The organism is Microcystis aeruginosa NIES-843 (assembly GCF_000010625.1).
Classification (GTDB): domain Bacteria; phylum Cyanobacteriota; class Cyanobacteriia; order Cyanobacteriales; family Microcystaceae; genus Microcystis; species Microcystis aeruginosa.
On the sequence record NC_010296.1, the window covers coordinates 3,960,028 to 3,978,197 of the forward strand.

At 41.6% G+C, this 18,170-nt stretch carries 20 protein-coding genes and 1 pseudogene; 13 read left to right on the forward strand and 8 right to left on the reverse strand.

Going from position 1 to position 18,170, the window contains the following annotated elements:
• Positions 1 to 147: 147 nt before the first annotated feature.
• Both MAE_RS18625 and MAE_RS18630 read right to left on the reverse strand, forming a co-directional pair.
• Positions 148 to 840, reverse strand: coding sequence for a Rho termination factor N-terminal domain-containing protein (locus MAE_RS18625; protein WP_041804212.1), 693 nt, complete (start codon positions 838 to 840; stop codon positions 148 to 150).
• Entirely contained in the window at positions 837 to 2,171 is a 1,335-nt protein-coding gene (locus MAE_RS18630; protein WP_012266946.1) for a ParA family protein, read from the reverse strand. The genes MAE_RS18625 and MAE_RS18630 overlap by 4 nt, the downstream gene beginning before the upstream one ends.
• Before the next feature lie 84 nt (positions 2,172 to 2,255).
• Between MAE_RS18630 and MAE_RS18635 the strand changes: the two genes are divergently transcribed.
• Entirely contained in the window at positions 2,256 to 2,675 is a 420-nt protein-coding gene (locus MAE_RS18635; RefSeq protein ID WP_012266947.1) for a GAF domain-containing protein, read from the forward strand.
• Here the strand turns inward: MAE_RS18635 and MAE_RS18640 are convergent.
• The 4 genes from MAE_RS18640 to MAE_RS18655 all read right to left on the reverse strand — a co-directional run bounded on the left by MAE_RS18640 (position 2,655) and on the right by MAE_RS18655 (position 6,075).
• On the reverse strand, positions 2,655 to 3,848 hold the full coding sequence (locus MAE_RS18640) for an NAD(P)/FAD-dependent oxidoreductase (protein ID WP_041804213.1): 1,194 nt from the start codon (positions 3,846 to 3,848) through the stop codon (positions 2,655 to 2,657). The two genes, MAE_RS18635 and MAE_RS18640, sit on opposite strands and share 21 nt — an antisense overlap.
• A gap of 473 nt (positions 3,849 to 4,321) precedes the next feature.
• On the reverse strand, positions 4,322 to 4,612 hold the full coding sequence (locus tag MAE_RS18645; protein ID WP_002752661.1) for a circadian clock KaiB family protein: 291 nt from the start codon (positions 4,610 to 4,612) through the stop codon (positions 4,322 to 4,324).
• Positions 4,609 to 5,475 carry a response regulator gene (locus tag MAE_RS18650; protein ID WP_012266950.1) on the reverse strand — a complete coding sequence of 289 codons (867 nt, stop codon included), beginning with the start codon at positions 5,473 to 5,475 and terminating at the stop codon, positions 4,609 to 4,611. The genes MAE_RS18645 and MAE_RS18650 overlap by 4 nt, the downstream gene beginning before the upstream one ends.
• A 300-nt stretch (positions 5,476 to 5,775) precedes the next feature.
• Complete coding sequence (locus MAE_RS18655; RefSeq protein WP_004162828.1) at positions 5,776 to 6,075, reverse strand: (2Fe-2S) ferredoxin domain-containing protein; 300 nt, start codon at positions 6,073 to 6,075, stop codon at positions 5,776 to 5,778.
• 379 nt (positions 6,076 to 6,454) lie between these two features.
• On the opposite strand from MAE_RS18655, the gene MAE_RS18660 reads away from it, so the two are divergent.
• The 10 genes from MAE_RS18660 (at position 6,455) to MAE_RS18710 (ending at position 14,336) form a co-directional block, all read left to right on the forward strand.
• A complete protein-coding gene (locus MAE_RS18660) occupies positions 6,455 to 7,156 on the forward strand; it encodes an NnrU family protein (protein ID WP_012266951.1) in 702 nt (233 codons plus the stop codon).
• An 88-nt stretch (positions 7,157 to 7,244) separates the two neighbouring features.
• Positions 7,245 to 7,586 (forward strand): thioredoxin family protein, encoded by a 342-nt coding sequence (locus MAE_RS18665; RefSeq protein ID WP_012266952.1) that lies wholly within the window; start codon positions 7,245 to 7,247, stop codon positions 7,584 to 7,586.
• 265 nt (positions 7,587 to 7,851) lie between these two features.
• Positions 7,852 to 8,508, forward strand: a complete 657-nt coding sequence (locus MAE_RS18670; protein ID WP_012266954.1) for a vWA domain-containing protein — start codon at positions 7,852 to 7,854, stop codon at positions 8,506 to 8,508.
• A gap of 13 nt (positions 8,509 to 8,521) precedes the next feature.
• Positions 8,522 to 9,289: a PP2C family serine/threonine-protein phosphatase gene (locus tag MAE_RS18675; RefSeq protein ID WP_012266955.1), complete on the forward strand. Its 768-nt coding sequence runs from the start codon at positions 8,522 to 8,524 to the stop codon at positions 9,287 to 9,289.
• A gap of 62 nt (positions 9,290 to 9,351) precedes the next feature.
• Entirely contained in the window at positions 9,352 to 9,645 is a 294-nt protein-coding gene (locus MAE_RS18680; protein ID WP_002770523.1) for a nucleotidyltransferase family protein, read from the forward strand.
• Positions 9,642 to 9,977 carry a HepT-like ribonuclease domain-containing protein gene (locus MAE_RS18685; RefSeq protein WP_012266956.1) on the forward strand — a complete coding sequence of 112 codons (336 nt, stop codon included), beginning with the start codon at positions 9,642 to 9,644 and terminating at the stop codon, positions 9,975 to 9,977. Before MAE_RS18680 ends, MAE_RS18685 begins: the two co-directional genes overlap by 4 nt.
• 134 nt (positions 9,978 to 10,111) lie before the next feature.
• The gene (locus MAE_RS18690) at positions 10,112 to 10,345 is read left to right on the forward strand and encodes a FitA-like ribbon-helix-helix domain-containing protein (RefSeq protein ID WP_002783562.1); all 234 of its coding nucleotides are present in this window, start codon (positions 10,112 to 10,114) and stop codon (positions 10,343 to 10,345) included.
• The gene (locus MAE_RS18695) at positions 10,317 to 10,763 is read left to right on the forward strand and encodes a type II toxin-antitoxin system VapC family toxin (protein ID WP_041804214.1); all 447 of its coding nucleotides are present in this window, start codon (positions 10,317 to 10,319) and stop codon (positions 10,761 to 10,763) included. Before MAE_RS18690 ends, MAE_RS18695 begins: the two co-directional genes overlap by 29 nt.
• 175 nt (positions 10,764 to 10,938) lie before the next feature.
• A protein-coding gene (locus tag MAE_RS18705) for an ISKra4 family transposase (protein ID WP_148204764.1) occupies positions 10,939 to 11,957 on the forward strand; the annotation gives its coding sequence in 2 pieces (ribosomal slippage) (positions 10,939 to 11,050 and positions 11,050 to 11,957; 1,020 coding nt in all).
• Positions 11,958 to 12,071: 114 nt separating this feature from the next.
• Entirely contained in the window at positions 12,072 to 14,336 is a 2,265-nt protein-coding gene (locus MAE_RS18710; RefSeq protein WP_012266960.1) for an SUMF1/EgtB/PvdO family nonheme iron enzyme, read from the forward strand.
• Here the strand turns inward: MAE_RS18710 and MAE_RS18720 are convergent.
• Positions 14,303 to 15,571 (reverse strand): IS701-like element ISMae34 family transposase, encoded by a 1,269-nt coding sequence (locus tag MAE_RS18720; RefSeq protein ID WP_012266961.1) that lies wholly within the window; start codon positions 15,569 to 15,571, stop codon positions 14,303 to 14,305. The two genes, MAE_RS18710 and MAE_RS18720, sit on opposite strands and share 34 nt — an antisense overlap.
• A 78-nt stretch (positions 15,572 to 15,649) precedes the next feature.
• Here MAE_RS18720 and MAE_RS30310 point away from each other — a divergent pair.
• Positions 15,650 to 15,889 (forward strand): annotated as a pseudogene (locus MAE_RS30310) (formylglycine-generating enzyme family protein); the annotation flags it as partial.
• Between the two features lie 613 nt (positions 15,890 to 16,502).
• On the opposite strand, the gene MAE_RS18725 reads toward MAE_RS30310, so the two are convergent.
• Complete coding sequence (locus MAE_RS18725; protein WP_012266965.1) at positions 16,503 to 16,781, reverse strand: hemolysin XhlA family protein; 279 nt, start codon at positions 16,779 to 16,781, stop codon at positions 16,503 to 16,505.
• 87 nt (positions 16,782 to 16,868) lie between these two features.
• Between MAE_RS18725 and MAE_RS18730 the strand changes: the two genes are divergently transcribed.
• Positions 16,869 to 18,026 carry an IS630-like element ISMae23 family transposase gene (locus tag MAE_RS18730; protein WP_012266966.1) on the forward strand — a complete coding sequence of 386 codons (1,158 nt, stop codon included), beginning with the start codon at positions 16,869 to 16,871 and terminating at the stop codon, positions 18,024 to 18,026.
• Positions 18,027 to 18,170 lie beyond the last annotated feature (144 nt).

Consider the following 18,170-nt stretch of genomic DNA (forward strand, 5'->3'; position numbering starts at 1 on the left):
CTCGATAGTGGTTCACGTTGAAAAAGCTCCCAATTCCATATCTTCGTTAGAAAGGCTTTGCTGCCATTTTAATTCACTTTCAATATCTTCTAGCAATTGATAATTCATAATTCATAATTCATAATTCATAATTCATACTCCTTTTTCTTATTGCGCCAATATTCTGACTAGCTCTGCTTTCTTCATCTTGCTTAAACCAACGATTCCTTTTTCTTTGGCTAGAGTCTTTAATTCAGAAACAGTCTTGAGTTTGAGAGTTTCTTCTGAAAACTCCTCAATCACTGCATCTTGTTGAGATTGAGGAGTGAGATAAAAGACAGTTTTGAGTAAATCTAATCCCTTCCCTTTTGTAATTCCACACTTGAGGGCAACAATTGAATCTAAACTCTTCCAGAATTGACGGGGAGCCTCATCAATCCTAGCAGTAGCAGTAGCTAATTTAATTGTTTTTAGTGGGCTATTCGGTTGTTCAATCAAGAACTGTAAAGCAGATTTAATTTCTTCTCTTGAAGCTGTTGACAGATTTAGTTTTGGGGTTTCTTCTCTTGCCAAAACTCTGGATATATTCCTAGCATCTTCTGTTCCATCGGCAATAATACACCAAATTCTTTCTAGTCCAGCCCTTTCAGCCACAGCATAAACAAATGAGTTGCCGATAACTTCATAGCGATCCTCTGATAGTTCTTTCACGATTACAGGCAGCCAATTGCGTCCACCTGTCTGCTGTAATAGTTTAGCAGTAGCTTCAATTAAAAAACTATCAGCATCGGTCCCATTGGTAATTTCTATTTCATCTAGGTATAGATACTTCAAAGTACCAATATCGGTATATTCCATCATTGTAAAAAATACTCCTTTGCTAAGTCTTTGTAATAGTCATAAGCGGAACGATTTTTATAAACGGCTGGCACGCGAGCGAAAGCAGCACTGGCTATAATAGCGTATTCTGGCAGGTGATGAATATGTAAATCTTTTTTGGCATTAGTGTATCTGGGATAAAAATAGGGTAAAAGGGTTTTGTCATTTTTTAGTATTTGATTAATTTCTTTTTGGGCAAGCTCTAACTGTGGTTGAGTAATCTTCTCACCGTTGAAAAAAATTGGTAAGGCTATGGGAGTCCCATCTTTTTTTAATTTTTGCATTTGCGGCAGAAACTCCTTGATGGCAGTGGCTGCATTATTAAGGGAGAATGAATTGTTATGTTTTGTGGGTAAGAGGACAACATCGGCAGCATAAACAGCCAGCCGGCTAGTAAATCGCCAATTGGGAGCTGCATCTATAAAAATGTAATCATATTCATATCTAGCTAAGTCTAATTTTCTATGGAGAGTGGATATTGTCATTTTAGCATTATACTCCAATTCCGGATACTCTGCCATTTTAGGCTCAGCAGGAACAACATCGAAGGTAATTTGTAGTTTTGAATTCTTAAAAGTATAGGGACGAATCACTGATTTTAGTTCAATATTGCGGTCAGTTAAAGTCTTTTCTAGTAGGCCATCTTCTGGTTCGATATTTAGGATAGATTTAGTTAAATCTCGTTGATTAAAATCAAAGTCTAAAACTAGAACTTTTTTACCTAAAAAGGCAAGGAAAGCGGCAAGATTTACGGTTGTGGTGGTTTTGCCTATACCGCCTTTATTATTGTAAACAGTAACCGTTAATGCTTTGGGAGTATTGTCAATTTTTGTTTTGATCCGAGCTACAGTCTCATCAATGTTCTCAGGGGTTAGCTCTATGCAAGTAGTGGCAGGAAAAATGGTTTTACCATGTTTTCTAAATAACTGGATGTGTGAACTATTATTGATAATTCCCCATTGGGATGCTTGACACTTAGTCCCTAATAACTGACGCTTTAACTGATTGACAGTTGCCTTATAACTTGGACTATTTTCAGTTAGGTTAATATCTCTACCTTTTAACTCTATCAGCAGAAAAGGATTACTCTTTGTCTGCAAAAAAATATCCTTTTCTAGGTTTCTCCGAGTGGCAAAGTCGGTAATCCCACCGCCTCCCGTGTCGTACTGTGGAATTATCTCTGTGGTTGAAAATCCTAAATATGATATCAGGTAAGGTGCAAAGTTGGTGCTAACGATCGCTTCAGACGCATCTTGAGGCAAATGCTGAAGATAAGATTTGAGACTTGTTACTCTGGGGGTGTTATCTTTCATTTCAGTTCACAAACTATAGACTAAAGTTAATGAATTACTGTTTTTTTGAGTATAACACCCCATCTCCTCAACCCCTAAACCATTATGGAAAAATTAACTAATCTCGATCGCATTGCTGAAGAAATTTTAGGTTTAATTCCGACAGAAACGGTTATCATTGCCGAATTTGACGGTGATAGTATTTATTATCGCGCGGGTGCGGGTAAAAACAGCCAGGCAATTGTGGGCAAAAGGGGTGATATTGCCACGTCGGGATTGTGTACGGTGGTTTACCGGGATAGTTGTCCGGTGGTGGTGGGACAAACTCTAGGAGATAATCGCATTCGTCAGGATATAGCGGTGGCTTTGGGGATAAAAACGGCTTTAGCTGTGCCAATTAGGGTTAATAATCGGTTATTTGGTGCAGTAATGCTTTTAAATCGTCTCGATGGTCAGGAATTGACCGATCGAGATAGTTTGTTAGTGGAGGAATATCTGAACTCGCTATTCAGAAATGAGGGATAGAAGGGGTTGGGTAATCCAGTTGAATGCTACGGCGATTTGATGGTTAAGGGTGGGCAGACGGTAGAGATAGACTAAGCGACGGGTAAGATGGGCAAGGGGACCGGCTAATTCTAGTCCTAAACCGCTAATGGCAGCTTCATCGACTCCGAGGGTCAACATTTCGCCTAAAGGTTGATAACGGAAGGGTAAAGCTGGTTTATCGTGGAAACTCGCCCAAATATTCCAAGCGCAGTAGTCGGACTGTTGAAGGGCCACTTGGGCCGTGGCAGCGTATGGTTTATCCTCTTGGTCGCGACTATCGGCCGCATCGCCGATCGCGTAGATGCTGGGGTTTTCGACAGTTTGTAAATATTGATTAACTTTTAGTAATTTGCGCTCACTATGTGCTATGGGCAAATTAGCGAGCAGTGGGGAGGCGATCGGACTAACGGTCCAGAGAATTAGATCAACGGGGATATTGTCGATCTGTCCTTTGTAGTCAAGGGAGAGGCGATCCGCTTGGATGTCGGCGACGGTGGTTTCGAGGTCTAACCAAACTAGACGTTTTTCTAGGGCTTTTTTGGCGGTGTCGCGGTTAAATTGGGTTGAAGGGCCAAGTATATCGCTATTTCTTTCGATCAGACGAATTCTTCCCCTTTCTCCGAGACGCTCGGCCAGCTTACAGGCTAATTCTACGCCGCTATAACCGCCCCCGATAATGGCGACCCGAATTTTATCGCGATCGGATTGTTCTAGGGTTTTAAGTCGATCCCGAAGACGATAGGCATCCTCTAGACTACGAAAGGGGATAGCGTGGGTTCTGGCCCCAGGTAGGAAGTCAAGGGAGGATTGACCACCGAGGGCGATCACGAGGCGGTCATAGCATATATCTTTTTGATTGTCAAGGGTTATTTTATGATTATTAACATCGATCGCCGTGACGGTTCCCTGTTGGAAGTCAACGGGGGTATTGGCGAGCAATTCGCTGAAAGGGGGAGCAATTTCCCAAGATTGTAGTTCTGAGGTGACTAATTCGTAGAGAAGGGGAGAAAATAAAAAGCGATCACTTTTATCAATTAAGGTAATTTGGGGGGGGTGTTGATCGGGCCAAGGCAATTGACTCAAACGTAAAGCAGTATAGAGTCCACCAAAACCACCACCGAGAATACAAATTTTTGGGCTTGAGTCAGTCATATCGATCGCTGAGGGTTTTGTTTCTTATTTTGACACTCCCTGCCGTAAAATGGACGGGGAACCTTAAACCCAAATTTTCGGTAAAGCGAGGAAAGAAAAATAGTTTTTATTTATCTACTCAGCCAAATCGTCAGCAAAGCCATAATTGTAGCCAGAAAAAGGATATGATTCATCCAATCGTCGAAAGACCAATTTTTAAACATAATTAGTTCCTTAAAATCTTACTGCTCAACAGCTTACCTTAATTCCTGATAGAAGTGCTATCGGGTGCGGCCGGTTGACTGGGGCAATATGTTGAGATTAGGTCAACTACCTCGACCCGCTACGCGCGATTGTCGAGGCCTCTGAACTCGGGGGGGAATGCCTCAAGACAGACTAGCTCCCATCTTTCTTTCGGACTTACACTAAATCCGGTTATTAAAGACTGATTATTAGAGAGGAAAAACCTAACCAGAAGAATTTTTAGGTGAATCCTAATTGAGATGGGAGTCTTTGGGAATAACATCCAAACCGAGGAGAACCTTTTGAGTATTGGACATATCGCCGATAATTCTTTGTAGGGGTGGGGGAAGTTGTTTGACTAAAGTAGGAGTTACGAGAATTTTATCCTGTTCCGCTAATTGGGGCTGTTCGAGAACATCAATTATTTCTACTGTATAAAGATCGGATAACTCCTCGCGACAGATACGAAAAATATTGGCGATCGCCCTCTGGGATTTACTTGAATCGCCCATAATGTAGAGTTTGAGAAGATATTGACTCATGATTGCGTGTTATTGAACAGTTTAATGTTGCTGAGACCGATATAGTATTTACGATAGAAAGAGACGAGATAACCCATCAATTCCAAGACCATGAGACGACCTTCGCTAACGTAGGCCTGCGCTTTGGCCAGGGTGACATCCTGATTTTTTTGGCGTAGGGTGGTGGTATGAATATCCACCACATCGCGAGGACTAGCTTTTAAGAATCCTAACTTATCGGCCAAGCTTCGCAGTCGTTCCGATAGATTATGTTCCACTTTGTATGCTTGTTCTTCTAAAGCTAAGTCTAATAACTCTCCGTAATTTTGGACTAATTCTTGAAAAATATCGGGAATACTCTGCTTTATTGCCTCAGAACCGAACATTTTCGCCGTGATGCTAGTTTGTACTCCCTTGATTAACTGTTCCAGTTCGCGAAATTCCTCTTCCTGTTGTTGATGTTTAAGATTGAGGATATATTGCTGACGTTCGATCGCCACACGAATTTGATAGACTAAAAGACTACTATCGATATTATTTAACTGAATATAACCGTCAGCACCCAGTTGAAAGGCTTTAACGACTAATTTCTCATCATTGCTAGTAGTTTGAACCACTATCGGTATATCAGAGGCTAATTCTCTGGTTTTGACTAGAATATTTAAGCCGGGGGGGACAGAGATTTCCAAGCTTAAGAGGATGAGATCAAATTTCTCCCCTGCTAGTTTTTCGGCAGTTTGCTGTAGATCCTGAGCTTGGGTGAGGGTAAAAGTCAACCCCCCGGCCAGGGAACATTGGGGGGCCTTTAACAGCAATCTCTGGATTAATTTAACAGTCGTCGGTTCATCCTCTATCAATAAAATCCTACAGAGCTCCCTAGTCATTGTTAATCGATCGCTAAAATTATCTTTTTTCCCCTACTTTCATAGTACGCCCATCTTTGGGAAACGCAAGGACAAAATCACCATCTAGCAGCTGCTATCTCGAAGTCTTAAGTAGTCGTGCAAAATAAATTTCCTAGTGAAGAAAGGCACTCATGCACTCATGCAAGAGGCAAGGGGGGGGGTTAGATATGTGTAATTAATTTTGCTTAGGTACTTATTCTACCGCTTAGGCGCTCGCTGGGGGTTTTCTGTGGCCCTAAGTCGTCAAGTGAAGCATCACTTAAAAATTGATGATCAAGTTTACTGCCATTGAGCGTGAATGCTTGGATGGAGTAAACGCTCAACTGGTTGACCGTTTTTTAAATGTTCTTCGACAATCTGATTGACATCCTCTGGTTTAACACGACAGTACCAGGTTTCCTCGGGAATAATTCTCACCGTGGGGCTAGTGCTGCACTGTCCTTGACAACCGCTGGTCATAACGATGACATCTTCTGGGAGAGCTGCCGTTTGCCAAGCTAAAAGAAGCTCCGACGCACCCTGTACCAAACAGGAAGAATGCTGACAGACCATCACAAATCGCTTTTGGGGATAAGACATATTATCTAAAAAGTTGCAAAATTAGATAGTTCCCTGGGTATATTCTTGGGAATGGCTTTGAGGAAGCATATATTATATTTTGCCCCGAATCCCCGATACTGGCAATAAGTAGTCGTGCAAAATTAATTTCCTAGTCGAGACAGGAGACTCCGAGACTCCGAGACTCCGAGACGGGGGACTCCGGGACAGCTATCAGGGATCAGATTTGAATTTTTAGTTCACTGTTTACTGGTCACAGCAAAAAGCTTTTGGCTGACGGGTGACGGCTTGGATGTGTAATTAATTTTGCTTAGGTACTTACAAAAAAGGGGGCGAAAAATTAACCATCAATCTTTAAAATAGAATTCGGAGAAAAATTTAGTCAATCAAGAGGGTAAAAGTGGCATTCGCTAGTCATTGGATCATGTTAGGTTTATTACTGGGTTTTGCTGTTGCCCATAGCGGATTAGCCAGTTTACGAACGCGGGGAGAAGCTATCATCGGTGCGCGACTGTATCGGGTATTATTTGCCCTTGTGAGTATCCCTCTAGCCGTGATTTTAGTAGTTTATTTCTTCAATCATCGTTATGATGGTTTGCTTCTCTGGCAAGTACAGGGAGTAACCGGAGTAAAAACCCTAGTTTGGATACTTTCGGCCATTTCTTTTTTCTTTCTCTATCCTGCCACTTTTAACCTGCTGGAGATCGCCGCTATCCAAAAACCGCAGGTTCATCTCTACGAAACCGGCATCCTGCGCGTTACCCGTCATCCCCAGATGGTAGGACAGGTGATCTGGTGTATTGCTCACACCCTCTGGTTAGGGACAAGCTTTACCCTATTAACTTCCCTGGGTTTAATTGCTCATCATCTTTTTGCCGTCTGGCATGGCGATCGCCGGTTAGAAGACCGTTACGGAGAGGCATTTTTAAAGATCAAAGAACGCACCTCAGTGGTCCCCTTTTTAGCGATTATCGATGGTCGGCAAAGCCTGAAATGGCAAGAATTCCTTCGTCCTGCCTATCTAGGAGTAACAGGGTTTATTTTACTCCTCTGGTGGGCGCATCCTTGGCTAATGCAAGCAACAAGTAAAATTTATTGGTGATTTTGCTCCCAACCCCTTTCCTGTTGATCCCGATTGGTGTAGAATGGTTTATATATCAAAATAAAGTTTTCATAAAATACGTTTAGACATGATACTATCTGTCAACGAAAAGAGCTTCCCTAAGCTAGTTTTAGAGTCTTCTCGTCCGGTTCTCGTGTATTTTTGGGCGCCTTGGTGTGGTTTATGTCGTTTAATCCAACCCACCCTCTTGTCTTGGCAAAATGACTGTCAAGGTGCGATTCAATTAGTAGCTGTCAATGCCGATGATAATTTTAAATTAGCTAATAGTTTTCGTCTGCGTAGTCTGCCTACTTTAATTCTCTTCGATCAAGGTGTTCCCGTTCATCGTCTGGAGGAAATTCACAGTCGCGAGGAATTGCAACAAACCCTGCGACTAATAGTCAAAAATCAAATCCCGCGTTCAGCTTAAGGGAAAGATATCTTTTCTGATGGGTTCTGTGGTTAAAATGTATTCTAAGATACGGTAACGCTGGTGGGTGAGTGGAACGAACCACTCCAGACACAGAGAACACAAAGATTGATCGCTCTTATATCAATTAAACTTATCACACAAAGAATAAGAGAGCCTCTGATGGGACTGGCAGAGATAATATAATAGGACAAAAAGTAGATAATCTCAATTCCTAACACTCCCATAGTTCCCCCAGTTCAAAAAATTAGGAGGCTTGCAAAAAATGCCGATTGGTGTGGCTGAATTTGTCGAAAATCAGGAAACTCGCTGTCCTGTGGTACTACTACTAGATACCTCCGGTTCAATGCAAGGGGAACCGATTAAGGCTCTCAATGATGGCATCAAAACCTTTCAGGAGGACGTGATGCGGGATATCCAAGCGACGTTGAGCGTAGAAACCGCCATTGTTACCTTTGGTAGGGGAGGGGTTAAAACCGTGCAAGATTTTGTCGGGATTGATCAATTTACGCCACCGACTTTAACCGCAGGAGACTTAACCCCCATGGGAAAAGCGATTGAATTGGCCTTAGATTTAATCGAAGATCGTAAAGCGATTTATAGAAATCATGGTATCCAATACTATCGCCCCTGGATATTTTTAATTACTGATGGTGCGCCTACGGATCAATGGAATCTGGCGGCGCAACGGGTAAAACAAGCCGAAGCAGAAAATCGGGTTTTATTTTTTTCTGTAGGTGTTCAGGGTGCTGATATGGAGAAGCTCAAACAGATTTCTAATAATCCCCCCGTGTTACTCAATGGTTTAGATTTTCGGGATTTATTTCAGTGGTTAAGTAACTCAATGAAACGAGTTTCTGGTGGTAAAATTGGAGCGGCGATCACTTTACCACCAGTGAATTGGGGACAAATTACCACCTAGAGGACAGTTAATTATGTGGAGAACATTATGTCAGTCGGTGGTCGGTAGTTTTCATATCCAAGCGGGATTACCCTGTCAAGATTACGGTGCTTATCAAGTATTGGGTCAGGATGTTTTGATTGGAGCCGTGGCCGATGGGGCCGGTAGTGCCAAACATTCGGATTTGGGTGCGAAAATAACAGTTAAAGCAGCGCTGCAATTTTTAGAGGAAAATCTCAAAAAAACAGCATTAGCTGCCACTGGAACTGAAGCCGAATTAGAGGAAATATTCCGGCGACTGTTGGCTTATGTTCAGCAAATTCTCCAAGAAAAAGCTGAAAAAGAACAGTTATATATTAATGATCTGGCGACAACTTTACTGGTTGTTTTGGTTACTTCAAAACGGTTAGCAGCGATGCAGATAGGAGATGGTTTTATTGTGTTCAAACCTCTGGGAGGAAATTATCAGTTATTGTTCCAGCCTGACAAGGGGGAATACATCAATGAAACCACTTTTGTTACTTCTAGTAATGCTTTGGAGGATATGCAAATAAAAGTTTTAACCGAGCCAGTTGCCTTTATTTGTGTGGCGACGGATGGAGTGGAAAAGGTATCGATCGATTATAAAAATTGGCAGCCTTTTCCGCCTTTTTTTCAGCCATTAGAGGAATATTTGCAACAGACAGAAACGCCATTGCAAGAAGACCTCAAAGAATTTTTAATGCGGGAGGATTTAAATAAGTTAACAACCGATGATAAAACCTTACTCCTAGCTTTTTGTTCAGAAACCGGGTTTGTTTGACAAACCCGGTTTCTGGATCTGGTTCAACCCAACCTATGATAAGACTATGGACTAAGTAAATTATGAAAATTGACGAATTACTCAAAAACAAACGAGAAAAAATTATTGCTATTGCGGCTAAACACGGCGCAAATAACGTGCGAATCTTTGGTTCTGTCGCACGGGGAGAAGCTGACGAAAAAAGCGATATTGATTTATTAATTGATTATTGTAGCGAACGTCGGAGTCCCTGGTTTCCCTTGCCGTTAATTCGAGAACTTGAAGCCTTGTTAGGCTGTAAAGTTGATATTGTTACCGAACAGGGACTTAAAGATAGAATCAGAGAGCGGGTACTAAAAGAAGCAATACCACTATGAGAGATGATAGCGAACGCTTGCGGGATATTTTAGAAGCAATTGAGCGTTTAGAAAAGTATGCTCGACAGGGAAAAACCCTGTTTGAACAACAAGAATTAATTCAAACTTGGATTGTCTATCATTTACAAATTATTGGTGAAGCAGCTAGAGCAACTTCTCAAGAATTTAAAGCAAGATATCCCGAAGTTCCTTGGCGAGATGCCAGCGATCTAAGAAACTTAACTATTCATGAATATTTTCGTATCAATCTAGAGATTATTTGGGATATTGTTGAAAATGACATTCCTCCTCTAAAACAACAAATCGAAGCTATTTTACAGGAATTGATTTGACGAAACCCAACTCAATTATTAAAAAATGTTGGGTTTCACTATCGTTCAACCCAACCTAGGATAAGATCATTGACTATCATTGCTATCATTTAAATGGTTGAGAATACAATACCACTCTCAAACGGATGTCGTCTATGGCAGATTTAATCGTCCGCAATATCGATGAAGCCATCGTCAAAGCTCTCAAAAAGCGAGCCAGCCAACACGGGATCAGTGCCGAAGCCGAACACCGCCAAATCTTAGAAAAAGCCTTGCTGCAACCGCAACGAAAATCCCTAGCAGAGGTGCTACGCCAGATTCCCAACGTTGGCAACGATTCAGACTTTGATCGCGTTCAAGATGACACAGCCAAACCAGTATTTGATTGATACTAATATTATTAGCGAATTGCGTAAAAAAAGCACAGCCAACCCCGGTGTCCTGCAATTTTTCCAGCAAGCTGTCGAGCAATCCGCGCCGCTTTATCTTAGCGTTATCACTATTGGCGAACTGCGGCGAGGAGTTGACCTGATTCGACATCGTGGCGACCAACACCAAGCCGAACTGTTAGAAACCTGGTTGCAGACTGTTTTGGAAGACTACACCGACCATATTCTAGATTTCACAGCACTTGAAGCCCAAGTTTGGGGCAAATTGCGCGTTCCCAATCCTCATAATGCTCTAGATAAAATGATCGCCGCTACTGCACTCACCTACGGCTTAATCCTAGTCACCCGTAATGTGAGTGACTTCGCTGGCACAGGAGTTCCTATAATCAATCCTTTTGAATCAGTGGTCAGTTCCTGACGGGAGCATCTCACCTTTGCAATGAGCATAAATACTTAGTGGAAAAATAGGCTTTTCGAGGGTAATTCTTGTTTTAATTCTCCATGTACGCAGTCTTTAAAAGCCTCTATTTCGTTCCAAGACACGATTAAGAGTGGCTTTTAGGCTAAGTATAATTACTTATCGCGTAAGTGAGATGCTCCCATGTCTCTATGAGCAATCCCCAATTAATAAATTTAATAACTTGGGAGAGATAGAGGAGACAGTCAGAGATTTAATGATTCAGTATGTCAACCCAGAAATCGGTATTTTTTTGTCAAAACAAGCACAGGAGAAACAGCTGGTCGGACAAGAAAAGTGAAAAGTATTTTGGGGGAATTACCAATTACAGAAAAACAAGCGAAAAAATTAGAAATAAAGTCTCGGACTCAGATGAGTCCAATGTTAGAGAAGAACTGTTTGCTATTAAGTGGCGATGAATCCTACGAGAAATCGGCGCAGAAAATCAAATCATTGACAGGGATTGCTGTTTCTCACAGTACCCAACAACGCCTCGTACATCGCTATGCTTTTGAAGAATTACCGTCTAACCCAGAAGTGGAAGTGGAAGAAATGAGCCTAGATGGCGGTAAGGTACGACTAAGAACTGCCAAGGGAAAAGCCTTAATTTGGCGTGATTATAAAGCAGTGAGTTTTCATCAACTGGGGGTAGCGGCTTTTTTTCAAGATAACTCAGCTTTATTAGATTTGGTTAATTCTCAAGTTTTGGCCAAGCCTTTAATTTGTTTAGGAGATGGACATGATGGTATCTGGAATTTATTTCGTGAGATAGGAGAGAAACAGGAAAGAATTGAAATATTGGATTGGTATCATTTAATCGAAAACCTCTATAAAGTTGGCGGGTCATTCCAGCGAATTGAGGAGGTAAAATGTTTTCTCTGGAAGGGGGAAGTGGAGGCGGCTATCTCTTGTTGTGAAGGATGGTCAGAGCCGCAAGTTGAGAATTTTATTACTTATTTAAACAAGCATAAACATCGAATTGTCAATTATGGTTATTTGCAGGCAGAGGGGATTTCCATTGGCTCTGGCTCCGTCGAATCAAAAATTAAACAAATTGCTCATCGTCTTAAAATTACTGGTGCAAGTTGGGAATCTGGTAATGTACCGCAAGTCCTTCGTCATCGCTGTGCTTATCTAAATGGTTGCCTTTTTTAACTTTTTTATTGAGATCATTAAGCATTTCTACTTATTGCAAAGGTGAGATGCTCCCGTCAGGAAGCGAAAATCTACCACAATCCCCATAATGAAAGGGTTGATAAATTACAGTTAATGGTGAGAAATCGTCCCAGTGATCCTAATGCTAATCTTAACCATATTTCCTTCGCTTGGCCCTATTCTATCTTAGAAGATAAACAGGGAAAAGTCGTTGGGTTTTTAATGCCAGAAGTGGTGGGTTCAGAAACATTATTAAAGCTTTGTACGCCCATAATGAGAAGAAAATACAAGTTAGAAACTAATTGGTATTTTCTTCATGTAGTAGCGCGGAATATAGCCGCTATTATCCAAGCAATTCACCTTAAAGGTTATGTTTTGGGAGACATCAAGCTAGAAAATATCTTAGTGAATAATCGGGCGTTGCCTACAATTATTGATACAGATTCATTTCAAGTATCAGATCCGGATAGTAGTAAAATATATCGGTGTTTAGTTGGTTCAGAAGGATTTACGCCGGCGGAATTAATCGGAGTGAATATAGCAGATGTAGATCAAACAGAAGTGCATGATCGCTTTCGATTAGGAGTTGTTATTTATTATCTACTATTTAGCGGGCCGCCGTTTCGGGGATTGTGGCAAGGAGGAGGGGATTCCTTGGAACAGTCGGAACTAATTCGACGGGGACTCTGGCCTTTTTCTGGGGATAAATTGCTTGTACCTAGTAATACAACAATCCCATTAAATATTTTACATCCCGACTTACACGCCTTATTTTTGCGCTGTTTCAATGAGGGACATAAATTCCCCCACAGACGACCGACGGCTAAGGAATGGCGTGGTACTTTGGAAGCTGCACTAAAAGAGGTTGTACGCTGTGGCAAAATTGATAATCATTACTACAGTCGCAGTTACGGAAAGTGTTATTGGTGTGAGCGATCTAGTAATTTAAATCTTGATATTTTTCCGGGTAAAAGTATCGCTACTGTGACACCTACACCGTCACCTAAAGTAGCGCTAACTCCACTGACAAACTTTACCGAAAACCTACCCAAGGGAATAACACTGGAGATGGTGAACTTACCAGCAGGTCAATTTCTCATGGGATCTCCTGACAGTGATACCGATGCTAGGGATTTTGAAAAGCCTCAACACCAAGTTCAAGTCAACAGTTTTGCGATCGGTAAATATCCAGTGACTCAGGCACAATATCAAGCGGTAATGGGAACCAATCCCTCTCATTTTTCAAATAATCCCCAAAATCCGGTAGAAAAGGTTAGTTGGGATGATGCTCAAGCTTTTTGTCAGAAATTGAGTCAAATAACCGGGAAAACCTATCGCCTACCGACGGAAGCGGAATGGGAGTATGCTTGTCGTGCGGGGACTACTACTCGCTTTTATTTCGGTGATGATGCTAATCAGTTAGGAGATTACGCTTGGTATTACGGACATTCTCAGCAGACAACTCATCCTGTGGGACAGAAAAGTCCCAATGCTTGGGGACTGTATGATATGAGTGGCAATCTTTGGGAGTGGTGCGAGGACAATTGGCACGATAACTATATCGGAGCGCCAAAAGATGGCAGTGCTTGGCTGACAAATGATAATGATTATCAAATAGTGCGGGGCGGTTCTTGGTACGACTATCCGTCTTTCTGCCGTTCCGCTTTCCGCGGCTACTACTTCCGCCGCGACTTCATCAACGACGTCGGTTTTCGGGTGGTGTGCGTCCCCAATGTGACATCTACACAGTTACCTATCGCTACTGTGACATCTACACCGTTACCTAAAGTAGCGCCTCCAGCGCCCTCTTCGCCACCACCTCCCCCAGCAAAGCTAACTCTATTTAGCGAAAACCTACCCAAGGGAATAACACTGGAAATGGTGAGCTTACCAGCAGGTCAATTTCTCATGGGATCTTCTGACAGTGATCCCGATGCTTACCAGAACGAAAAGCCTCCACACCAAGTTCAAGTAAACAGTTTTGCGATTGGCAAATATCCAGTTACTCAGGCACAATATCAAGCGGTAATGGGAACCAATCCCTCTCGGTTTAAAAATTGGTTTAAAAATAATCCCCAAAATCCAGTAGAAAATGTTAGCTGGAATGATGCTCAAGCCTTTTGTCAGAAATTGAGTCAAATAACAGGAAAAACCTATCGTCTCCCCACAGAAGCGGAATGGGAATATGCCTGTCGTGCGGGGACAACTACTCGCTATTATTTTGGTGATGATGCTAATCAGTTAGGAGATTATGCTTGGTATTACGGAAATTCTCAAGATACAACTCATCCTGTGGGCCAGAAAAAGCCCAATGCTTGGGGACTCTATTGGGACTTAAACAAATTTCAAGCCCAAACAAAGCCTAAACTGGCTTTGTAAGCGGCAAACACATCCCGATTCTCGGTCAGCCACTCAAAGAAACGGAAAGACATCGCTGTCCGAAAAGCTTCCAAGGCTTCCACAAAAGTGTTTAAAGGTCGATTCGCCCACTGCCTTTGCAATCCCCCAGTTAACTGATGCCACAGGATAAATGTATAGGCACAAAACACCAGGATAAAATGACGAAGTAAGCTTCGTTTATCCCTGACTTGATATTCCCTTAACCCTAACCATCCTTTGGCTTCTCGGTAGAATACTTCCACCCAATTTCTTTCGGTGTAAGTCCTCACTATCCACGAAGCTGTTACTGTATCTGCCTCAACTACATTGGTGATGAAATAGTCCACCTCTGTGGCTTTTTCCATTGAACTTGCATTCATGACGATCGCCAAGTTCCTTTCTCCTTCTAGTTGAGATATTTTCGCTCTGAATACCGCTACCCAAACCGTTTTTTCTTTATCTAGATTTAGGGTGATTTTCTCCCAATCCTTTTCTGATAGGCTTTTTGCTAGTTGCTCAAGCTGGATTGTTTCTTCCACACCCCCTTCTTTTTCAATAATTACTTTTCGATTTTTTGCCAATCCTCCTAAGTATTTTAGCTTTCTTTCTTCCAGGGCTTTGAGAAAATTTGTGTTGTTGCCATAACCAGCATCTATTAAGACGATTTTCGGTCGATAGCCTCTGGTTAAGCTCCGGTCAATTAAATCTATCGCTATCTCTGGTTTCTTCTTAAATTCTTTGTCTTCTTTCCCCTCGGCTAAGGAACTAGCCGGTTGATAAATTTCAATGTCTAGGGGGACACTTTTTTTGCCGTCGTAGAGATGAGTAGTGACGGCGACTATTCCGTTGTCTGTCTTGCCAATTTCTCCCAGGTACTGCCTGCCAACTCCGGCGGTCAGATTGCCACTTTTTCGATGTCCTGAGTCATCGACAATCAGGGAAAATCCTCGGGGGATTTGCGTCTGGCGGCATTGGTTCATCACTTGCAACCGACATTCATTCACCTGACGGTCTGACCAGGGAGATTCGGTCAAAAAGTGATGTAATCGGTTATAAACTACTCCGACGGCATTATTGGCCATTTGAGTGAGGTTTTTCCTCTCACTTTCCCCTAATAATCCTCCTAAATATTGTCTGAAGCCGTTTTTTTGCGCTTCGTTTTTGAAGCAATTGTCAAACCGCCGACACCATCGGTCAAAGCATGGGGGCATCGCGGCTGGGGTTGTCTCTTTCATCGCTGATCTTTCAACGTAAAGTGCTTACTCTTTAACGATTATACTCGATTTGATCTTTATTTGGCGTTTAAGTCCCACTATGACATGAGTGGCAATGTTTGGGAGTGGTGCGAAGACAATTGGCACGATAACTATATCGGAGCGCCAAAGGATGGCAGTGCTTGGCTGACAAATGATAATGATTGTCAAATAATGCGGGGCGGTTCTTGGTCCTTCAATCCATCTTACTGCCGTTCCGCTTACCGCGACGAATTCTACCGCGACGGCTACGACGACATCGGTTTTCGGGTGGTGTGCGGTGTCGGGAGGACTCTGTAACCCTTATTTTCTTTTTACCCTTTTTACCCTTTTTTACTTTTTCCTGCCCTTAGGCGGGTCGATTTTTTTTTGAGATTTTCTATATCTCGTAGGGTGCGTGTTTGCGGCAATCAATTCGGTCAAAAAACTAAAATTAACAATCCGCCGTAACGCACCACCTTTATCATTCGGGTTGCGTGTGTCTCCCCAGGACTTTAACCCTCTGTTCTTTTGCTCTTTTGCCCTTTGTCTCCCGCCTAGCGACGGGTCGATTTTTTTGAGAAAATTGAGGTAGTGTTAATTTTTAACTACTTAGGGTTTGCTGAATAAATCTAATACTAAATCCGGTTATTAAAGACTGATTATTTATCCCCCCTTTTGCCTTTTGCATGAGTGCCTTTTGCCTGTCTTGATATGTAGCCTATACTCAACGGATTTAGTATAAAAACCTTGTTGGATAAGACTTTTAGACCTTTGGGAAATCAAAAAGTACCGGATATGGGAGTGAGCGGGGGGAAAATTCAGGTACTTTTTCCCTGAAAATTAGGTAATTGACCAGATGAAAATCGGTGAAACCCCACACCTCACACCCCACACCCTGCCCCCAGGAAAAACTTTTTGCCGCAAACCCTAATTATGATTGAGAAAAAGGGAGAATAATATAGCGAATGACTGTTCCTAGTAAAGCTGTTCCCAAGATGCCGATTAACGTCCAAATCTGGCCTTTCTGAGAGCCTTTTAATTCTTTTGTATCTTCTTTTACTCCTTCAATATCTTTTTCTAAACTATCGACTTTTTCCTCTAATCTCGCCTGTACTATTTTAATATCCATAACATCTTTTTGCAGATTATCCAACTTCTGATTAATTGAACCTAAAATTTCTTTGAGATCCTGTTCAATAGTAACTGACATCTAATGATTCTCCTAATAATGATAGTTAAGCTAAAACGCACTTAAACCACCTAAAATAGAAATAGTAATTTTAGAAAAATCCTACTTATGCCAGCAAAAGATTTCCTAGACTTAGAAGAAAAGAAAAACTTACAAAAAGCTCTTAAAGAAGAAGAAAGAGCAGAGGTTAGGGAAAGAATTTTAATGTTTCTCTTGCTAAACGACGGAAAAACTCAACGAGAAATAGCTGACTTTATTGGCTGTTCACTCAAAACGGTCGCCCCTTGGTGTGTTCACGGTGATCCTAACAATTTAGAAAGTCTAGAAGATGGGAGAAAAAATGGAAATCATAAAAAAGCCACAGAGGAATATATTAATTTACTATTAAAAATAGTTGATGAAGACCCGAAGGAATTTGGATATGAATTCGGGAGATGGACAGCGGCAAGATTAGCAGAGCATCTAGAAAAGGAAACAAGAATTAAACTGAGTGGCTCGCAAGTGAGAAGAATATTGAGAAGAAAAAAGTATGTGTATATCTGGGCGAAATATAGTCTAGAAGATAAGCAAGACAAGAAATTAAGAAAAGCATTTAAAGAAAAATTAGATGAATATTTAAGGTTGGCTAAAGAAAAGCCAGAGTCAATCCAGGTATGGTTTTGGGACGGGGCTTTCAAGGTGGCGACGCAGGTTCGCCACACAGCCCCTCATGAGTGTGGATTTAGTTTGAGAGTAATAAGAAGGAGAGCTTGGACAAAAAAAGGAAAGCGAAAAAAAGTGAATGGACAAAGAAAAAGAGGAAGGGTGAATGTGATGGGAGCCTTAAGATATAATGACAAAAAACGAGTCTGTTTTATGAGCAAAAAAGGAAATTCAGAAACTTTCCATGAACAATTAAAGAAACTTCATGAAGAGATTCGTCAAGAATGGATAAACTTGGGAAATCTGCCCGAAGATTTTCGAGAAAAAAGACCGAAAATTATCATCATATTAGACAATGCTAGTTATCACAAAAAGAAAGATGTTATTGAGCAGGTGGAAAAAGAGTTGCCCAATATTAGGCTAGAGTTTTTACCAGCTTATAGTCCAGATTACAACCTAATAGAATTAGTGTGGCATTCCGCTAAAGAGTACATAGCTAATCGAGAATTTGAAAATAAAGAAGAACTGGAAAAAGTAGTCAATCAGCTTTTAAATGAAGGGGGATTGATTATTAAATGGAGTAGAAAACTTAAAAATAAGGGTAATGCTGTCAATGTAACTTAAATGCGTAAAAGCTTATCAGCATTGTTGTCTATCTTATCTTAAGTGTTTGCCCAACCGAAGCGCCTCATTTTCCCTTGCTGCCTTCCCTCATTGTTGCCCTCCCCCTCCCATTATCTCCACTAATTTATGAGCCGATAATTCCTG